Genomic DNA, 17,255 nt, shown 5'->3' with positions numbered 1-17,255 from the left:
AAATCAGCGACTTCACAAAAGTCTACAGTGATTCTGTGGCGATCGCTTGGACTGATAATCTTGGCGACATCAAGAATACTTGCTTCCTATTTATCCAGTTGTTGTATTTTCTTTTGATGAACCAAAACGGCAAGAACGGAAACAGTATCAAGTCGAGTTTCCAAATTTAAAGGTACTGGAGTTTAACTTTACAGCAATCCAACTGAATCAGCTGAATTGGCGAGATTTCTTACAACACAAAAATCCGGTAGCCGCAGCGTTAATGGCAAAAATGCGAATTGCACCTGAAGATAGGGCGAAGGTGAAAGCAGAGTGTTTGCGATTACTGGCAACTTTACGGCTCGATCCGGCTCGAACAAAGTTAATTTCTGGATTTGTGGATACTTACTTAGAGTTGAATGCGTCAGAAGAGCAGGTTTTTCAGCGTGAGCTTGATAATATGGACAACTCTGCTGAAACTGTTGCAGTTGCTAACTCGTGGTTGATACCATTAGTTTTGAATTATAAAAGCAAATCGGGAATTTCTCTTATCCGCAGCCAATTCATCATCTTTTCTGGGTGTGCAATATGAAGAGTATGGGTTGCTGTAGTATGAATGGCGTGCCTACCCATCTCAACAATCTGAGTATCGTTGTTTGATATAAAGTCTTTAAAGTTACCTGTAACTAAAACTTTTGCTCGACCAGCGATCGCAGCTTCAAGAACGTGGGCGTCTTCACCATCGCGTAGCGTAACTAGACCAGTTCCGCCCAAAGTCAAATGAGGTCCCACACCAGATGGACCAAGCTCAGCATATTTTCTAATCGTATCAATGTAGCCATCAGCAACTAATTGAGGAATATGAAAACTTCTTTCTAAAACTAAATGGAGACGGTTCAGCATACCCCAAGATATCACAAGTTGCACCGGACTAAGCACACAATTACCTTGGCGGGCGATCTCAACCAGACATTGAGATGCTGTATTCTGCCTACCTTTCTTATCAGCAAGCAGAGCAGCACACCAAATATTAAGGTCAAGACACAACCGCAGCACTGGAGTCATAAAAGCAACCTTAGCAAGTTAGATCGACGGCTGCAGACAAGATATCCTCTTCAGTTTCTAGCTGTTCTAGATTTTCAACCTTCATGTGGTCTATAACTTGTCGGTGTACAACTTTATATTGAATGTGCAATAGAGTACGCGTAATTTCTCGGTTAACTTCCTCCATATCCTCAGGAGAACCAAGCGCCTCAATTTGCAGCAAAGCAGCTCGTGCTTCTGAAGGAAGCCCAACAAAAAACTTCAATGCCATACCAGCCACTTGGGAGGTAGGGCGCTGCTCGAGCTTGGAGATATAATCAACGCGACTAGCCGTCTTCGCATCAATGTAGGCAGAAATCGTTTTTCCAGCCATATGAACTTTAATTTTCATTAAAACATTTAGGTTCTATAGAAATTATAGATTCTATAAAGAGTATCTGCAAGAAAACATAAAGTGTTTTGCTGCATACAATAAACACGTGTGGTGGATTACTAATTCTCAAACTCAGGTCTGAACAAGATGAGACTGAGTCTCAAATTGCTTTGTTGCCCAATTTTCTGGAATTCGTGCTAATATATAGTGGTATACCATATATTTTTCCCAAACTTCTTTGTACTTAAGGCGGCGATCGCTCCATTTACATTTATTAGAACGGGTCTTGACAAGATTAAAAAGGATAGAGATAATATAGTGAGTCGTGCAAATCTCAAAAAAAAACGAGTTGCCAGAGGCAGCAAAATATAGAAGAAAAGAAAAGGGTTAGAGGGAAGAGTGTACAATTCTCGCGCCGGAAAGCACAACCCGAAACCCGAGAGTGCTAAGCCTGAGGTCCGGATGGAAGTCGTCGCGACGTGCCGAACGGCAATGCCTCCGATAGGCGCTCCAGGAACCGCCGCGAAGCATCCGACTATCATTATCTTTTAAATATTTGTTTAACCAAGCATTGCCGTCAGAAGGTGCGTTTTCATAGTTTTCATGCAAACTATCGGCACACCATTCCCAGATGTTGCCATGCATATCAAATAGACCAAAGGCATTAGCTATTTTAAAGCTACCTACCGTTGTTGTCTTTCCACGAGACTTTCCTTGAGAACCAGAAGCGTAAGTTTCGTCGCTGTCATAATTTGCCAACTCTGACGTAATAGTTTCGCCAAAGTGGAAAGGTGTAGTCGTGCGTGCGCGGCAAGCATACTCCCACTCCGCTTCACTTGGAAGTCGGTAGTTTTTTCCAGTGTATGTTGATAGTTTATCACAAAACTCTACTGCATCATACCATGATATTGACTCTACTGGTCGATTGACTCCTTTAAAATGGGATGGGTTGGGATCGAGTTCGCGGTTGACTGGCGCTAAAGCAGCAACAACTCGCCACTGCTTTTGAGTGACAGGGTACTTACCCATAAAAAAAGGTTGAACGGTCACTTCGTGTTGGGGACTCTCATCTTTGTAACGTCCCTCTTCAGTTTCCGGCGAACCCATGAGGAAGCTACCACCAGGAATATAGACCATGTCCAAAGTCACGCCATCGCCAAGGTCTTCCCGAAAGTACTTAGCTTGGTGAGTTTCTCGTTTGATGATTTCTCCTGTAGCGTTGACAGTTACAACACTAAAGGAAAATTGCGGGAGTTTGCGACCTGGAATCCAGAGTTTAACTCCTTCTACATTCAGTTGGGGTGATTTTTTAGGCAATTGCTCAAATACTTCTTTCGCGTCTTCGTTATACCCCCTAGCCAAACGACCCCAACCACGAGCAAAAGTGAGAAGGGGTTGAAATTTAGCTTCAGCGAGGGGTTCTGTAAATGTTGCGATTAGGGATACACTTTTGATTTTTTCGGCTTTATCTCCTGAATAAGTTTGAAGTAGCATGAGAGCCAGTTGACGAGCGACTTCGGTGGGTTTAGTGTAAGCAAGGGCAATCCATTCTGGGTTTTCGCCAAAATCTTTGATATCTAAGTGTGTATTTCTGAATTTCTGCTGTAAGTAAAAGAGCAAGCACTCAGACAGCTTTTCTAGTTGTCGATCGCCAAATCGTTCGTCAGATTGCAACAGTTTCAGTAACAGGTGACGCACAGCACTTGGCATTTCGTATAGCTGATACCCCGCAGGATGGCAAAGATTAGACAGCAAGAGATCTGGAACAACAAGCCAATCTAAATCCAATCGTTTGCCTTGCTGATTGAAAAAGGGAAAGTTTTCTCGTAGATAGTACAATAAATTGGGAGTCAGGGCGAGGGGGAAGGCAGCATGACAAGCAAATTCCAGGTATACCCGACCATACATAGCAAAATCAACAATGCGATCGGCTGCACTTTCATAGCGGCTAAACTCATCGTCATCTGAAAACGTGTGTACGGGTTGTAGCCGATTGAGACGCTCTTGCACTTCTTCAACAAACTCCCAATCGACAGCTACCTCTGAATTATCTGTTGAGTAGTCAAACACGGCTGGCGGTATTTGGCGTCCCCGCAGTTCGTTCATCATTCTCCGCCAATCCGGTTTACTAAAAGGGTACATGGAGACGTGTTTTGCGACCTCAGCTGCAGTGGTACCGCGCCATCGGTTTGCTGGTAGCGGATTCAGCCATGCTATGTTTTTGACTACAGGTCTAATTTGACTGAGAAATTGGGCGGTAAAATCAACTCGCCCTTGATTAAAACCGCCACGCGCCGCTCCTCCATCACTGAAAATCAAAACAACCGTTCGATTTTTATGGAGATGGGGGATAATCTCAGTCAGAGGTTGCTTTTGCAGCAAGTCTAAGTCGGAAAAGAGAAAATCTCCTGGGGCGTTGCGAAAGTAGTAAGTTTTTGTGGTTCTTTCGTACATAGCGTGCTAAATTTTCATTAAAATCTACAAGTATGCTTGTATTTACAAGGCTTACAGGCACTTATAATTTCAATTTTAACAAGGAGTAACATTTTGAAACTAATAATAGCTGTAAGCTAAGCCCAGCAATAGTTTTAAGCTTATTTTTCTACAATTTTAGCACGCTAAGTACGCAAGAGCCAGATTTTCAAGTCCTCGCGAGTCCAACTGCTTGGCTGCTGCTAGTTGTGCATCCCGCAAACGACCTACAGCATCATAGATATAAAGTCCATCTCTCGCGCGACTGGTGGATTTGACGTACCAGGTTTGGTAAGGATAGCTCTCGCCTTTTAATATCTCACGATTCTTTTCAGTGAATTCATAGGCGATCGCACTCGCTAGCCGAGTTTTACCACATCCCGGTGCGCCCATCAGTAATAAGGGACGTTCGAGGGCGATCGCTAATCTCACAGACTCTTTTAATTCCTCAGTCGGAATGTATGGCGATTCTCGATGGAAATTTTGACCTGTATATTCTAGATTGTATGTAAAATTGCTATTATTCATAGGTCTAGTTCTTGCTTAATAGTCTAGGAGCTTTTCAATTTTTGGCCAACTAGATTTACAATACTTACAAATTTGATTGACCACCAATTCAGGTATTCCGCGATCGCTTTGTCTCCACCAGTTTTCAGCTAATCTTGCAAGCTGCATATTATCTTCTGGAAAATGGAGTTGGCGACGTTTAATCTCCATCCATCTCTTAATGTCAATCAAACTTAATGTTTGAATTTCTTGTAAATCAAAAGGAATTCGATTTTCCCATTCTTCTAAATTTCTGCAATAAGCGATCTCCCAATTATAAGCATCACCAGCATTGTCTACTAAAATCATCAAAAGATAATTATATTCATCATTTTTCTCACAATTCTCCACCATTTTTATAAGAGGATGCCAGAAATAATCGATTAACTTCTTGGGTTCATTTTTATACATTACGTTTAGGTTATAAAAAACCATAATGACCGTTGATGTTCGCCACTCTTCAAATATCTTCTTTGCTAGTTCTTCAGGTGAAGCTTCATATTTTAATCCAAGCACTGTACTTAATTTCAGCCATAATTCGCTAATAAAAATTTCCCCCTCCTCAGGAAGAACAATCGATATTTTTTTTGCTCTTGACGCATCAGGGAAGTACTCACTTTCTTTGTGAATCAATCGATTTACTAACCAACGTTGACATCTTCCTCCCTTGCCATGAACTACAAAAGAACCAATTCGAGAAGAACGCCAAAAATTCTCAAATTTTTGAACCTGTTGGTGATAGTTTAAAGAAAGCAAAGCTTGATAAATTTGAGTTTCTTTTTTTTCATCTTTCTCTGAGAAAGTTATAGTGTTTGAATCGGCAAAATCTAGCTTTGCCAAAACTTCAAAAGCAAAAGCACTCGCATGACGTGCAGCAATTTCCTGAAAACCAGCTTTATCAGCTTGACTTTTGTCACTAATGAGGTTAAAATACCACGGATGATGAGCGCTAATACTTCCTGATTAGCATGGGCGGCTTCGAGAAAACCACGTCCCTCCATTTCCACGGCGACTGCATCACTATATTGAGATTGGAGAAATTTAAAAACACTAGACTGCTTTGACGCAATGACTTTTTCTCCTGCAGCAATGGGTTTAAGTAAGACCTTGGGTGAGGAATTGGGAGCGGGGTTCAGTCTTTGCAACCAGTCTTTTTTCCTTGCTTCAGCCCTAGCTCGTTGAATCAGTTTGTATGCAGATTGTCCAACATCAGGTCTGGGTTCAAAGGAGGAAGGCTTTATCTTTCCCGACTCATAACCATAAACTTCTGTTGCGACTACCACATCACCCTTAGCGACATCCTTGATTCCACCTGCTACTCCAACAAAAAGTATCACGTTGGGTTGAAAGTGGGCGATCGCTCGTTCTGTTTCCATAGCCGCGCCCTTATTTCCTGTATCTATCTCAACAATTCCGACTTCCCATGATTTGCCATTATCGGTAAATTGTCCTCGTTCATAAACTGTCCCTTGGGGATGCACCTCTTCTTTAAGCTCACTCAAATAGGCGCGAACTGCCTTGTATTCTAAAGGAATAGCAGTGAGTATAACGGCGCAAGGCAAATTCATAGGTTAAATCTTTCATTTCACCGATTTTCTTTATATTTTGCCGCTTTTATGAGTATTTGGCAACCAGTGTTTATTGTAGAATGTGTTAGCGTCAAATTAGAGAAAAAATATCTTGAAAAAAATGCCACTAGAGCAAAAATTACTTTTGAAGTAAGTTGCGATCGTAAAAAGTTAAGATACCTATAAACAAAAAGAAGCCCGACTTTTCAAAGAAGTCGGAGTTATGAGCCTTTCTATGCTTGAGTTAGATTTAACTAAGTTTGCAAATCAGCTACTTCAGAAAAGTCTAATAAAACTTCTCCCAATGCTTCAAGTTGTTCGGTAGATAATTCTCTAATTTGTTGAGTTAATGATGCATCAGGAGTAAGAATCCAAAGTTTGGGAATTTTCTATTTTGGAAGTTTAGTTTTGTTGGCTTTTGCTTCTCGTCTAACTTCCAATCATTTTAGCAAGCAGTCACAGATTTCATCTTCCGATGCTGCATTGCAAAATGGTTCCACTATCATCGGAAATTCCGCAACTCTACTTAGCAAACCTTGCTAGAGGTAGCGAAAAAAAGGAAGAGGGAAAAGGGTTAGAGAGAAAAGTGTGAAGAATTATTAATTCACGTCCCGGAAACCACAACCCGATACCCGAGGTGACCGTCCCTGGAGACCGGACGGATGCCGTTACGATACGCCGAACGGCAACCGCTCGGACTGTCGTGCCAAGAACCGCCACGAAACAAACGGTAACGAAACAGGCGTTGATTGTCATTATCTTTTTTACCAAGAGATATGTTTATCCAAGCACTACCGTCAGAAGGTGCGACCTCATAGTTTCCATGCAAGCTATCTGCACACCATTCCCAGACATTACCGTGCATATCAAATAAACCGAAGGCATTAGCTACTTTGAAGCTACCTACAGTTGTTGTCTCGCCCCGAAACTCTCCCTGGAAGCCAGAAGCGTAAATTTCGTCGCCGTTATAATTTGCCAACTCTGGCGTGATAGTCTTGCCAAAGTGGAAAGGTGTCTTCGTGCCTGCACGGCAAGCATACTCCCACTCTGCTTCACTTGGAAGTCGGTAGTTTTTTTTTGTGTAGGTTGATAGTCGATCGCAAAACTCTAGACATTCATACCATGAAACTTGCTCAACTGGTCGATTGTCACCTTTAAAATAAGATGGATCGGGTTTGAGTTCGCGGTTGACTCGCGGCAAAGCAGCAACAACCCGCCACTGCTTTTGAGTGACCGGGTACTTACCCATAAAAAAAGGTTGAACGGTAACTTCGTGCTGGGGACCCTCATTTTCATCACGTCCCTCTTCAGTTTCTGGTGAACCCATGAGGAAGCGACCACCAGGAATAGAGACCATGTCCAGAGTCACGCTATTGCCAAGGTCTTCCTTAAAGTACTTAGCTTGGTGGGTTTCTCGTTTGATGACTTCTCCTGTAACGTTGAGTGTCACAACATCAAAGGAAAATTGCGGGAGCGCCCTGGAATCCATAGTTTAACCCCTTCTACATTAAGTTATAGTAATTTTTTAGGCAATTGCTTGTATCAAAGCCTCCTTTAGCTACAGCTAATCCTTCAATTGTTCTAGAGGTTTATACACGTTATCAAAAACTGACTAATCGCATAGATTTCTTTAATCTCTCCTGAAACTTTTTCTGAGGTTTTGACCACCCCGTAGTTTTTGAGTAATTCTTCGAGGTAATCTTTAGCAAACTTATCATATATAAAGCGGGTCATTGAATTTGAAGCATGAATTTTGGCATTTGTTAAACGGTCATTAGATCAGATTGTATTTAAAGAGAAACTTGAACATGAAAACTCTCAAGATAATCAACTTATGTCATAAGTTTATTTTATCTACCTACATTGATTACAGGTGCGGTTAATTGAACAAAAAGAAGGCTGACTTCTTGAAGCAGTCGGCCTTCTTAAGTTTTCTATGCTTGAGTTTGATTTAACCAAGCTTGTAAATCAGCTACCTCAGAAAAGTCTAATAAAACTTCTCCCAATGCTTCAAGTTGTTCGGTGGATAATGCTCTAATTTGCTGAGCTAATGATGCATCGATTTCACCAAAGAGACGATTTAGCAGACGCATAATCAGACGTTGCTCTCCTTCGAGCCGTCCTTCTTCTTTAGCTTGTTCTCTATTACGCTGATAAAGTGGTTCTAATCGCATAATTAACTCCCGGTCATCTTTACTAATATCTTGATTGATTCTCAAATTTTCTTGCAGATTGTACACTAATTCTAGCGTTGCTTTCTGATATGGGTGATTCTCTGGTAAGTCTAGGAGTTCAGCAATTGCTTGCTGTTGCACTCTTCCCCTACCCAACAGTCTTAACCATAACGTCTCTGGTGTTGGTGGTAGCTGATGTATGACAACAATTGCTGCTCTCAATGCACCTCCCAAAAAGTAAATTCCTGGTAACCATCCCAGTCTTTGGTTAATGTTAAAACTCGATAATCTATTGACAGAGGCGGTGGGTGTGAGAATCCACAGTTTGGGAATTTTCGCTTTTGAAAGTTTAGTTTTGTTGGCTTTTGCTTCTCGTCTCATATCCGCTCTGACTTCCAATAATTTTAGCAAGCAGTCGCAGATTTCATCTTCGGATGCTGCATTACGGAATGGTTCTAATATCATCGGAAATTCGGCGAATCTCCCCAGCAACCCTAATGTTTGTAGATTGACAGTTTGGGGTTGAGTGGGGATGAATAAAACATCGATTTCTTTTATTTCTCCTGAAACTTTTTCTGAGGTTTTGACCTCCCCATAGTTTTTGAGTAATTCTTCGAGGTAATCTTTGGCAAACTTATCATGTATAAAGCGGGTCATTGAATTTAAATCAGGGATTTTGGCATTTGTTAAGTGGTTATTGTATCAGACTTTATTTCAAGAGAAAGTTGAGAATGAAAACTCTCAAGATAATAAACTTATGACATAAGTTACTTTTATCTGCCTACATTGATTACAGGTGCAGTTAATTGAACAAAAAGATACCCGACTTTTTAAAGAAGGCGGGTATCTGAGGGTTTCTATGCTTGAGTTTGATTTAACCAAGCTTGTAAATCAGCTACTTCAGAAAAGTCTAATAAAACTTCTCCCAATGCTTCAAGTTGTTCGGGGGATAATTCTCTAATTTGTTGAGTTACTGGAGTTTAGACTAAAAGCAGGCGATTTAGCAGACGCATAATCAAACGTTGCTCTCCTTCAAGTCGCCCTTCAAGTCGTCCTTCTTCTTTAGCTTGTTCTCTATTGCGCTGATAAAGTGGCTCTAATCGCATAATTAACTCCCGGTTGTCTTTACTGATATCTCGATCGCTCTCAAATTTTCTTGCAGTAAATGTTGGGTTTCGTTCCTCAACCCAACCTACGTGTTTTCGTACTTTTTATGCTTAAGAGTATAGCTATAAATTGCTGGGTGTTGTTTTAAATTTGTCTGGAGAACCTAGAGAATAATCTTCTAATTTGAAGTCAGCAAATGGTTTTTTCTCTAACCTATTTCTAAGGGCTTCATCTAAAATAACGCCTTCTGATTGTTTTCTGACTCCAATGATAATAATACTTCTTTGATAAGCAGTTAGATCCTGGCTTGCCTGACAGTCGTTTCGACGAAATTGCCCTAAATTTAGTAAGCGGTATCCTTTGACGCTATTTGTGTTACTAAATATTTTTTTTGCTAAGAGTTGTATCTGCTTTGAACGCTCAAGCGCTCTACGTTCTTCAACTGCTACGACTCCTTCACATGAAGCTGTTCCTACAGAAATAATCTCTGTAGGATTTTCCATAATCCTCTGTATACCTTCTTGCTCTAAATTGGATTTTAAAGCATCTAGATTGATGATTTGGTCATTGTATTTGACTTGGAAATCGCTTCCCAACAGCCATTTATATTCTACTGAAAGAACTGCTACGTTAAATTCTGCAATTCTGCCTTGGCTATCTCTACCTTCTTCATAAGGAAAATAGTCAACTTTTCCTTTTCTTTCTGGTGCTTGTCCGTAATTGGGAATCGAAGCAAATTGTGGAGACCGTGTTGCTAATGCAACTATACCAAGAAAGCCCAAAACCACTAGCAGGGCTGCAAACAAAGAAAGTAATGGGACTTTTTCGGATGGCTTTTGTGGTGGTGGGACGTAATTGGGTTGTGGCGGTAGCGTTGTCGTATCTGGTGGTGACAAGCGTTGGGTATCTAAACTTCCCACAGCATTGACGGTAGCTACAGCGCTTCCACCCAACTGTTGTTCGATCGCAGCAAGGCGTTTTAAGATTTCTTCAGCATTGGCTGGACGTTGACCAACTTCTCTTGCCATTAACCAGTCAATACAATTTAACAGGAGTGGTGAAATGCCAACCGTGCGATCGCGCCAGTGCAAGACATTGTCATGAGCGTCACACAATGTTATTGGGTTTTGTCCTGTCAGCAAAAATACAAAAGTACGTCCCAAAGCAAAAAAATCGGATTGAGGTACAGCCAATCCATGCAATTGTTCTGGGGGGCTATAACCGGAAGACATAATTGCCGTGACACCACCCGCACTACCATGTAGTTTTGCTAAGTAAGTTCTCGTCACCTCCCTAGCAGTGCCAAAATCGATGAGTACCAATTGCCCATCCGGTCGAATCATAATATTAGATGGCTTAATATCTCGGTGCAAATACTGCTTTCCATGCACGAGTTCCAAAATTTCTGCCAATTGTTTCAACCAAGCAATAGCTTGCTCTTGAGAGATGGGTCTATTTTGCTGTTGTCTCAACCACTGTTCTAAGTTAGGACCCTCAATCTTTTCCATGACAATACAGTGTAAATTCAAACCGTGTCTGGTTTGATACTGAAAGTAGCTATCTTCATTGGGAATGCCAGAATGCTCCAGTTGTCCCAATACAGACACCTCTTGCTGGAAAAGTTCCACTGCTTTAGCGTCCCCTGATAACTCCTCTTTAAGAACCTTCAGAATTTTAGGCGTATCCCGTTCATAAGCCTCATAAATTTTCCCAAAACCAGTTTTATCGCTTAAAAGCCGCATCACCCGATAGCGTCCCTGCAATTCCATGAGGGAACCACAGCTTTGACAAAAACGGTTTTCATCATTATCTGGATGGTTTGGTTTCGGACAGGTGGGATTTATGCACAGGCTCATGGCAAACAATGAATAAGCGTACCAGTACTTTATACTAGCGACTGGGAGTTACTAATACTAATGACAGATATACGGAATTAAAGTTGCAATGTCTCACGCAAAGGCGCAAAGTCGCAAAGTGTTTCTTAGCGTCTTAGCGCCTTTGCGTGAGATAATTATCTAACTCCCTGTAAAAACGCTTTTACAGTTTGATTAAATATCTCAGGCTGACTCAAGAAAGGCCAATGATTGCCAGGAACCGTGCTTATCTGTAAATTTTTCAGGTAAGTTTTGTAGGGTTTGAGCTGCCAATCTTTGCGGTTAACTCCTTTTTCTGGTTGTATAAACAAGGTAGGAGTGTGAATTGGCATTGTAAAACCAGGAACTCGCATCACTTCTTCAAAAATTCCATTACGGGCGGCGATGGTAAATTTACTACCCCAGCTACCATCAGGTTTTTGTTCTATACCTTCTTTAAAAACCAGCTGTTGTAATGAACTCCATCCTTGGAATTCATACAACTGACGCGCTTTCTGTTCTGCTTCTTCGTAACTCGCAAACGGTCCCATACCTTTAAGGAAAGATAAAGAATTGTACAGAAGCGGGAAAGTAACTTTGAAAATACTGGGGATTTTCCAAATAAAAATTGGGTCTATTAAAACTATGCTTCGTACACGTTGGGGATTCAGTCTTGCCCAAATAACAGCCAGTTTTCCCGACCAAGAATGACCTACAATATGAGCAGATGACCATCCTAGTTTATCCATGAGTGCTTCTAAGTCCGCGATCGCACTCTCAAAACTGTAGTCAAGTTCTGGTTTGCTACTTTCCCCATGACCGCGCATATCTGGCGCGATGATATGGTAATCTGCTGCTAGGTCATCCCCCAAGCTAGACCAAACTAAGGCATGGTCGGCTAAACCGTGTAACAGCAGTAATGGTTCTTGACCTTGGTTCCATTCCAAGTAAGAAAGTTGGATATCTCGCGTTGACAAAGTTTGACGTACAGGTTTCATGGCAAATTCACCACACTTTGAGACAGCATTTCTCTTCATTTCTTCATATTCTGTTATATCTGGTAAAAGGGAAATAATCACTCCTTTGATAGAAGCTTATATCACTTCTTTCGATAGAAATCTTTTTGTAAGATTCCAGGGTATTCTAAATACTACATTCAATAAAGTTTTTCAGTAAAATTAGGTAAGTCTACCAATAAAGTTTCCAATTAAAAAATAGGGATTAGCGTTCAGAAAATTATTTGTCAATCTCTAATAATTTTTCACATTTCAACTTATTAACATAATAAAAACAGCACATATGAACGACTCAAACGATCGCAAAAACTCTGAGGAAATTCGCAAAGATATTTATACCGATGGGAATGGAAAGACTCACACGAACGTGACACGAACTACTGAAACAGTCAATAACGGTAGGACAGATGTTGAGTCTTATCAAAATGGTTATCTCCAAGGTCAATCATCAGAACGCATTTATCAAGACCAGATGACACAACGGGACAATGATAATACTGCACGTGGAATCATCTTAGGCTTATTACTAACCCTACTAACAGGGCTAACAGTAGGCGCTGTTTGGTATTTCAATCAACGCGATTCTTCTGTGGAGAAGACTACAACACCATCAGAAGTTCCGACAACGAACAGTGCATCTCCAAGTCCATCTCCTGTAGGAACTCAAAATACTCAAACCCGAACAACGATTATTGAAAGAACCAGAGAAGTTCCAACAGTGATTGAAAGAACCAAGGAAGTTCCAGTTCCAGTTTTTATACCCGAACAAAAGCCATCACCCAAGACTACACCTAATGTCAACATAACTGTTCCACCTCAAGAAGGTGTAACCAAACAAGCTCCTCCCACAACAGAAACTGCACCCACATCACCCTCAAACTCAAACACAAGTACTTCTGAAGCAGAAACAAATAGCGATACCAATACACCTACTTCATCTGTAGAAAATGAAACTGTAGTACCAAGTAGCAGCCTTTCTCCTGAAGGTAATAGCCAAGATAATCCAGACCGATAAGAGCTAGCGATCGCATTACCACTACTGCCCGACTTTTTGCCACCCAGACAGAGCTAGTTAGCAATGACAAACTGAAGTATATTCTGAGAAGATAAAACCTTGTAGAGTTGTTGTATGAAAGCAAAAAAGTGTATTTATCTCTCAAAGATAAAGTAGCAGTTATCACAGGTGGTGGCTCTGGTATTGGGGTCATCCAAGCAGAAGAAGTGGCAGCTTTGGCAGTATACTTGGCTTCTGATTCCGCCAAAATGATTACCGGACAAATCTTTACCATAGACGGCGGTCAGCAGGCTGGTCTGTATTGATTTGAGATTTTTATGACTAAAGGTTCAAAATATGGACTGCCAAAACACAAACAATACAAAACAAATAATTTGGGCAGGTACCACGATTGTCAGTACTGACATCAAACCAAAATCCAACTTTGGTGTTTGTGTAGAAGGCAACCGCATTATTGCAACGGGTACGCGTGATGAGTTGCAGTTTTGCTATCCCAATGCTCGAGTTGTTGGCAGCGAACAATTTCTACTGACGCCCGCTTTTGTTAACAGTCACGACCACGGACGCGGTTTGGGTACGGCTTCTCTTGGCGTACCTGATAACCTTCTAGAAATTTGGCTTTTGCAACTATCATCTTTACCAAACATTGACCCCTATCTAGCAGCTGCTTGTGATGGGCTGCATTTATTGCGTTCTGGGGTGGGGACAGTTGCTCACAGCCACAATCCCCGGTCTTGGAAAAATATGGAGGGTGAAACGGCAGCCACCATACGCGGATATCGCGATGCTGGTATCCGCGTTGCCTTTAGTCCACCTATTGTAGACCAGAACCCACTCGTCTATGACGATCGCGATCGCCTGTTTGCTATCTTACCCAATGACCTTCAATCCACAGCACGAGAACTCATGACACCCGTGCCTTTAGATAGGAAAGATTATTTTGGATTGTGTACTGATTTATTAAGTAAATACCACGATACCAAACAATTCACCAGCCACATCCAAGTCAGTCCTGCAGGCGGTCAGTGGTGCAGCGATGAGTTGATTCTTGAGGCTGTAGATTTTGCCTGTCGTCACAATACTAAGGTACAAATGCACCTACTAGAAACCCGGTATCAACAACAGTATGCTTACAGAAAGTGGGGTAAAAGCTTTGTACGACATTTAGAGGAAATAGGAGCATTGGGAGAATGGCTCACCTGCGCTCACATGGTATGGGTAGATGAAACAGATTTATATTTGCTAGCAGAAAAAGGAGTCGGTATTGCCCACAACCCTAGCAGTAACTTGCGCTTGCGTAGTGGTATTGCTCCTACAGCTAAGATGTTAGCAGCTGGTGTTAATGTAGGCATTGGTTTAGACGGTCACTCCCTAGAAGATGACCAAGATTTCCTGCGAGAGATGAGATTGGCTTGGACTTTAGGCAACCAACCGGGCGCAAGTTCTCCAAGTATCACCGCTCAAACCATTTGGCAGATGGGAACAACAACAGGAGTAGCAATAACGCTTCGTAAGGATGTACCGCTTGGTCAGTTAGCAGTTGGTTATTTAGCGGACTTGGTTGTGATTGACTGTTCAGCTTTTCTACCTACTTTTTATTGGGATAATTTACCAAAAATTGAAGTTGTTCTGAGACAAGCCACATACCGTCAAGTCAAACACGTAATGGTTAACGGACGTTGGGTTGTATGGAACGCTCAAAGCCAAACGCTAGATGTTCGAGCAATAGTCAAGGCAATACAAGAAGAATTGGCACTACAGCAAAATCAAGAATTTTCAACAACACGATCGACAACTGCTTGGGCTTTGTCGAATTATCTTAGGGATTTTTATGCGACATGGGATTAGCCAAAACGCTTAAGTGTGATATCGTATTCGTTTAATCTTCATTTGTTGTGCAGCTTGCGTTTTACAAAATTGTTAGGTAAGTTTCTGAGGGGCTTATGGGTAATACCTTCAAAGTTTGATTTTGCAAGTCAATTTCCAATCCCAAAGCTTCTAAAGGAATAACACCTAACAAGGCATCTGAGCCTCCTGGTAACTCCAAACACTCAAAAGTTCCTTCGCGAAGTTTAACGTTGCAGAACTAAAGTCAAGGTCTGACTGTAACCAATTGTTTAGGTGCGATAAAGAAGCGATTGCAAAGTACAGTCGGCGTAGCTAATTTTACGCTATAAAGAAATAATGAAGATACGTAAAAAACGCAACGCTCTGCGCCAATCCCTTGCAGTCTTTCGGTACAGTGGGCGAGCAGTAAGCTTAGTCTGGACGACTAGCCGCTCTCTTACCATTATTCTTGCGAGTTTAACTTTAATCGCAGGTCTTTTACCAGCTGCTGTCGCCTATATCGGCAAGTTAATTGTCGATGCTGTCATAGAAACACGCACTTATGCAAATACACATAATAACGATTTTGTCAACATTTATTATCCATTAATGTATGTGGGACTGGAGGCAATTGCAGTTGCTTTGCTAGCAGCAAGCCAACGAGGTCTAACAGTTTGCCAGTCCCTACTCAGAATGCTTCTCGGTCAACGAGTAAACGTTCTTATCCTGGAAAAAGCACTTTCACTGGAACTTACTCAATTTGAGGATTCAGAATTCTACGACAAAATGACCAATGCAAGACGAGAAGCATCCGTTCGTCCCCTCTCTCTTGTCACTCGCACCTTTGGCTTGGTACAAAGTGCGCTATCACTCGTCACTTACGGTCTTTTGTTAATCAAATTCTCAGTTTGGGCATTGCTAATGCTAGTTGTAGCCGCAATGCCAGCATTTTTTGCAGAAACCAAATTTGCAGGAGAAGCCTTTCGCCTCTTTAGCTGGCGTGCGCCAGAAGCTCGCCAGCAACATTATTTAGAAACACTTCTTGCTAGGGAAGACTTTGCCAAAGAGGTGAAGCTTTACCAACTAGGAGATATGTTGCTCGAACGTTACCACAGTGTCTTCAATCGACTCTTTGGAGAAGATCGGGACTTAACACTGCGGCGAGGATTGTGGGGTTACCTGCTCAGTTTGTTGAGTACTTCTGCTTTTTATATAGCTTATGCCTGGATTGTGGTGGAAACGGTTGTAGGCAGAATTTCTCTAGGAGATATGACAATGTATCTCACCGTTTTTCGTCAAGGACAATCAACATTTTCTAGTGCGCTCACCTCTATCGGAGGAATGTACGAAGATAACTTATATCTTTCCAATCTCTATGAATTTTTAGAAGAGGGAATACCAGAATCCAATGGCAAAGCAACCAAAGGGCTGAAATCTAAAGATGGTATTCGTTTTGAGAACGTATCGTTTACATATCCTGGAAATTTGCAACCGACGCTGAAAAATATTTCCTTTCACCTCAAGCCAGGAGAAAAACTAGCCATTGTTGGTGAAAATGGTTCTGGTAAGACAACACTTATCAAACTGCTTACCCGACTTTATACTCCCAATTCCGGGCGCATTTTGTTAGATGGTTTGGATTTGCAAGAGTGGAATGTGGATGTATTGCGGCGGCGGATTGGAGTCATTTTTCAGAACTTTGTTCGCTACCAGTTTACAGTGGGTGAGAATATTGGCGTGGGAGATGTGGACAATATAGAAGATAGCGATCGCTGGATAACGGCTGCAGACAAAGGTATGTCACTCCCTTTTATTGAACATTTGCCTGACAATTTTCAGACTCAACTGGGTAAATGGTTCAGGAAGGGATACGAACTTTCAGGAGGTCAGTGGCAAAAAATTGCCCTTTCTCGTGCTTTTATGCGAACTCAAGCGGATATTTTGGTTTTAGATGAACCAACATCAGCCATAGACCCTCAAGCCGAATTTGAGATTTTCAATCGCTTTCGCACTCTCACTCTTCATCAGATGGTCTTTCTTATATCTCACCGTTTTTCGACAGTGCGGATGGCAGACAAAATTATGGTTGTTGAAGCAGGGGAAATTGTAGAACAGGGAACTCACGAGGAGTTGTTAAAATTAGGCGGGCGTTACGCAACTCTGTTTTCTTTACAGGCTGCGGGGTATCAATAGTAGGTTGGGTTGAGGAACGAAACCCAACTTTTCAATTGGGTGCAATACATAAAAAAGTTATGGAACCGCAGCCTGTAGCGGACGATCG

At 41.7% G+C, this 17,255-nt stretch carries 17 protein-coding genes and 2 pseudogenes; 5 read left to right on the top strand and 14 right to left on the bottom strand.

The genetic code is table 11. The features are described 5' to 3' along the window. Positions 1-67: 67 nt before the first annotated feature. Positions 68-433 (top strand): annotated as a pseudogene (locus tag F7734_RS28035) (flagellar assembly protein H); the annotation flags it as partial. A 68-nt stretch (positions 434-501) separates the two neighbouring features. Here F7734_RS28035 and F7734_RS28030 read toward each other — a convergent pair. The 13 genes and pseudogenes from F7734_RS28030 to F7734_RS27975 form a co-directional block, all read right to left on the bottom strand. After that, complete coding sequence (locus tag F7734_RS28030; RefSeq protein WP_155747879.1) at positions 502-1,044, bottom strand: PIN domain-containing protein; 543 nt, start codon at positions 1,042-1,044, stop codon at positions 502-504. Positions 1,045-1,054: 10 nt separating this feature from the next. Further along, on the bottom strand, positions 1,055-1,414 hold the full coding sequence (locus tag F7734_RS28025) for a hypothetical protein (protein WP_243147129.1): 360 nt from the start codon (positions 1,412-1,414) through the stop codon (positions 1,055-1,057). A gap of 369 nt (positions 1,415-1,783) precedes the next feature. After that, a complete protein-coding gene (locus F7734_RS28020; protein ID WP_155747878.1) occupies positions 1,784-3,850 on the bottom strand; it encodes an SUMF1/EgtB/PvdO family nonheme iron enzyme in 2,067 nt (688 codons plus the stop codon). A 216-nt stretch (positions 3,851-4,066) separates the two neighbouring features. Next, positions 4,067-4,396: pseudogene (locus tag F7734_RS28015) on the bottom strand (AAA family ATPase); the annotation flags it as partial. 15 nt (positions 4,397-4,411) lie between these two features. Then, a complete protein-coding gene (locus F7734_RS63955; RefSeq protein ID WP_243147128.1) occupies positions 4,412-5,254 on the bottom strand; it encodes a hypothetical protein in 843 nt (280 codons plus the stop codon). Continuing rightward, complete coding sequence (locus F7734_RS63950) at positions 5,242-5,982, bottom strand: 5'-methylthioadenosine/S-adenosylhomocysteine nucleosidase (protein ID WP_243147127.1); 741 nt, start codon at positions 5,980-5,982, stop codon at positions 5,242-5,244. Before F7734_RS63950 ends, F7734_RS63955 begins: the two co-directional genes overlap by 13 nt. 254 nt (positions 5,983-6,236) lie before the next feature. Continuing rightward, complete coding sequence (locus F7734_RS65530) at positions 6,237-6,353, bottom strand: DUF4351 domain-containing protein (protein WP_347566298.1); 117 nt, start codon at positions 6,351-6,353, stop codon at positions 6,237-6,239. 233 nt (positions 6,354-6,586) lie between these two features. After that, positions 6,587-7,471, bottom strand: coding sequence for a formylglycine-generating enzyme family protein (locus F7734_RS28000; RefSeq protein WP_155747876.1), 885 nt, complete (start codon positions 7,469-7,471; stop codon positions 6,587-6,589). A gap of 445 nt (positions 7,472-7,916) precedes the next feature. Continuing rightward, a complete protein-coding gene (locus tag F7734_RS27990; protein ID WP_155747874.1) occupies positions 7,917-8,813 on the bottom strand; it encodes a DUF4351 domain-containing protein in 897 nt (298 codons plus the stop codon). 200 nt (positions 8,814-9,013) lie between these two features. After that, positions 9,014-9,085, bottom strand: a complete 72-nt coding sequence (locus F7734_RS66300) for a DUF4351 domain-containing protein (protein ID WP_347566297.1) — start codon at positions 9,083-9,085, stop codon at positions 9,014-9,016. A 51-nt stretch (positions 9,086-9,136) separates the two neighbouring features. Beyond that, entirely contained in the window at positions 9,137-9,262 is a 126-nt protein-coding gene (locus F7734_RS66295; RefSeq protein ID WP_347566296.1) for a hypothetical protein, read from the bottom strand. Positions 9,263-9,385: 123 nt separating this feature from the next. Next, positions 9,386-11,119: a serine/threonine-protein kinase gene (locus tag F7734_RS27980; RefSeq protein ID WP_155747873.1), complete on the bottom strand. Its 1,734-nt coding sequence runs from the start codon at positions 11,117-11,119 to the stop codon at positions 9,386-9,388. 155 nt (positions 11,120-11,274) lie between these two features. Further along, positions 11,275-12,114 (bottom strand): alpha/beta hydrolase, encoded by an 840-nt coding sequence (locus tag F7734_RS27975; RefSeq protein ID WP_155747895.1) that lies wholly within the window; start codon positions 12,112-12,114, stop codon positions 11,275-11,277. Between the two features lie 301 nt (positions 12,115-12,415). On the opposite strand from F7734_RS27975, the gene F7734_RS27970 reads away from it, so the two are divergent. The 3 genes from F7734_RS27970 (at position 12,416) to F7734_RS27960 (ending at position 14,995) form a co-directional block, all read left to right on the top strand. Then, a complete protein-coding gene (locus F7734_RS27970; protein WP_155747872.1) occupies positions 12,416-13,147 on the top strand; it encodes a hypothetical protein in 732 nt (243 codons plus the stop codon). Positions 13,148-13,275: 128 nt separating this feature from the next. Beyond that, a complete protein-coding gene (locus tag F7734_RS27965; RefSeq protein ID WP_207714230.1) occupies positions 13,276-13,452 on the top strand; it encodes an SDR family oxidoreductase in 177 nt (58 codons plus the stop codon). Between the two features lie 31 nt (positions 13,453-13,483). Then, entirely contained in the window at positions 13,484-14,995 is a 1,512-nt protein-coding gene (locus F7734_RS27960) for an amidohydrolase family protein (protein ID WP_155747870.1), read from the top strand. Positions 14,996-15,056: 61 nt separating this feature from the next. On the opposite strand, the gene F7734_RS27955 is transcribed toward F7734_RS27960, so the two are convergent. Beyond that, entirely contained in the window at positions 15,057-15,194 is a 138-nt protein-coding gene (locus tag F7734_RS27955) for a hypothetical protein (protein WP_243147126.1), read from the bottom strand. Positions 15,195-15,331: 137 nt separating this feature from the next. Here F7734_RS27955 and F7734_RS27950 point away from each other — a divergent pair, with 137 nt between their 5' ends. Next, positions 15,332-17,167, top strand: coding sequence for an ABC transporter ATP-binding protein (locus F7734_RS27950; RefSeq protein WP_155747869.1), 1,836 nt, complete (start codon positions 15,332-15,334; stop codon positions 17,165-17,167). Positions 17,168-17,255 lie beyond the last annotated feature (88 nt).

This window comes from Scytonema sp. UIC 10036 (assembly GCF_009725235.1).
Note: the sequence above shows the minus strand (reverse complement) of the source record. Positions and strands in the feature narration are given on the sequence as shown.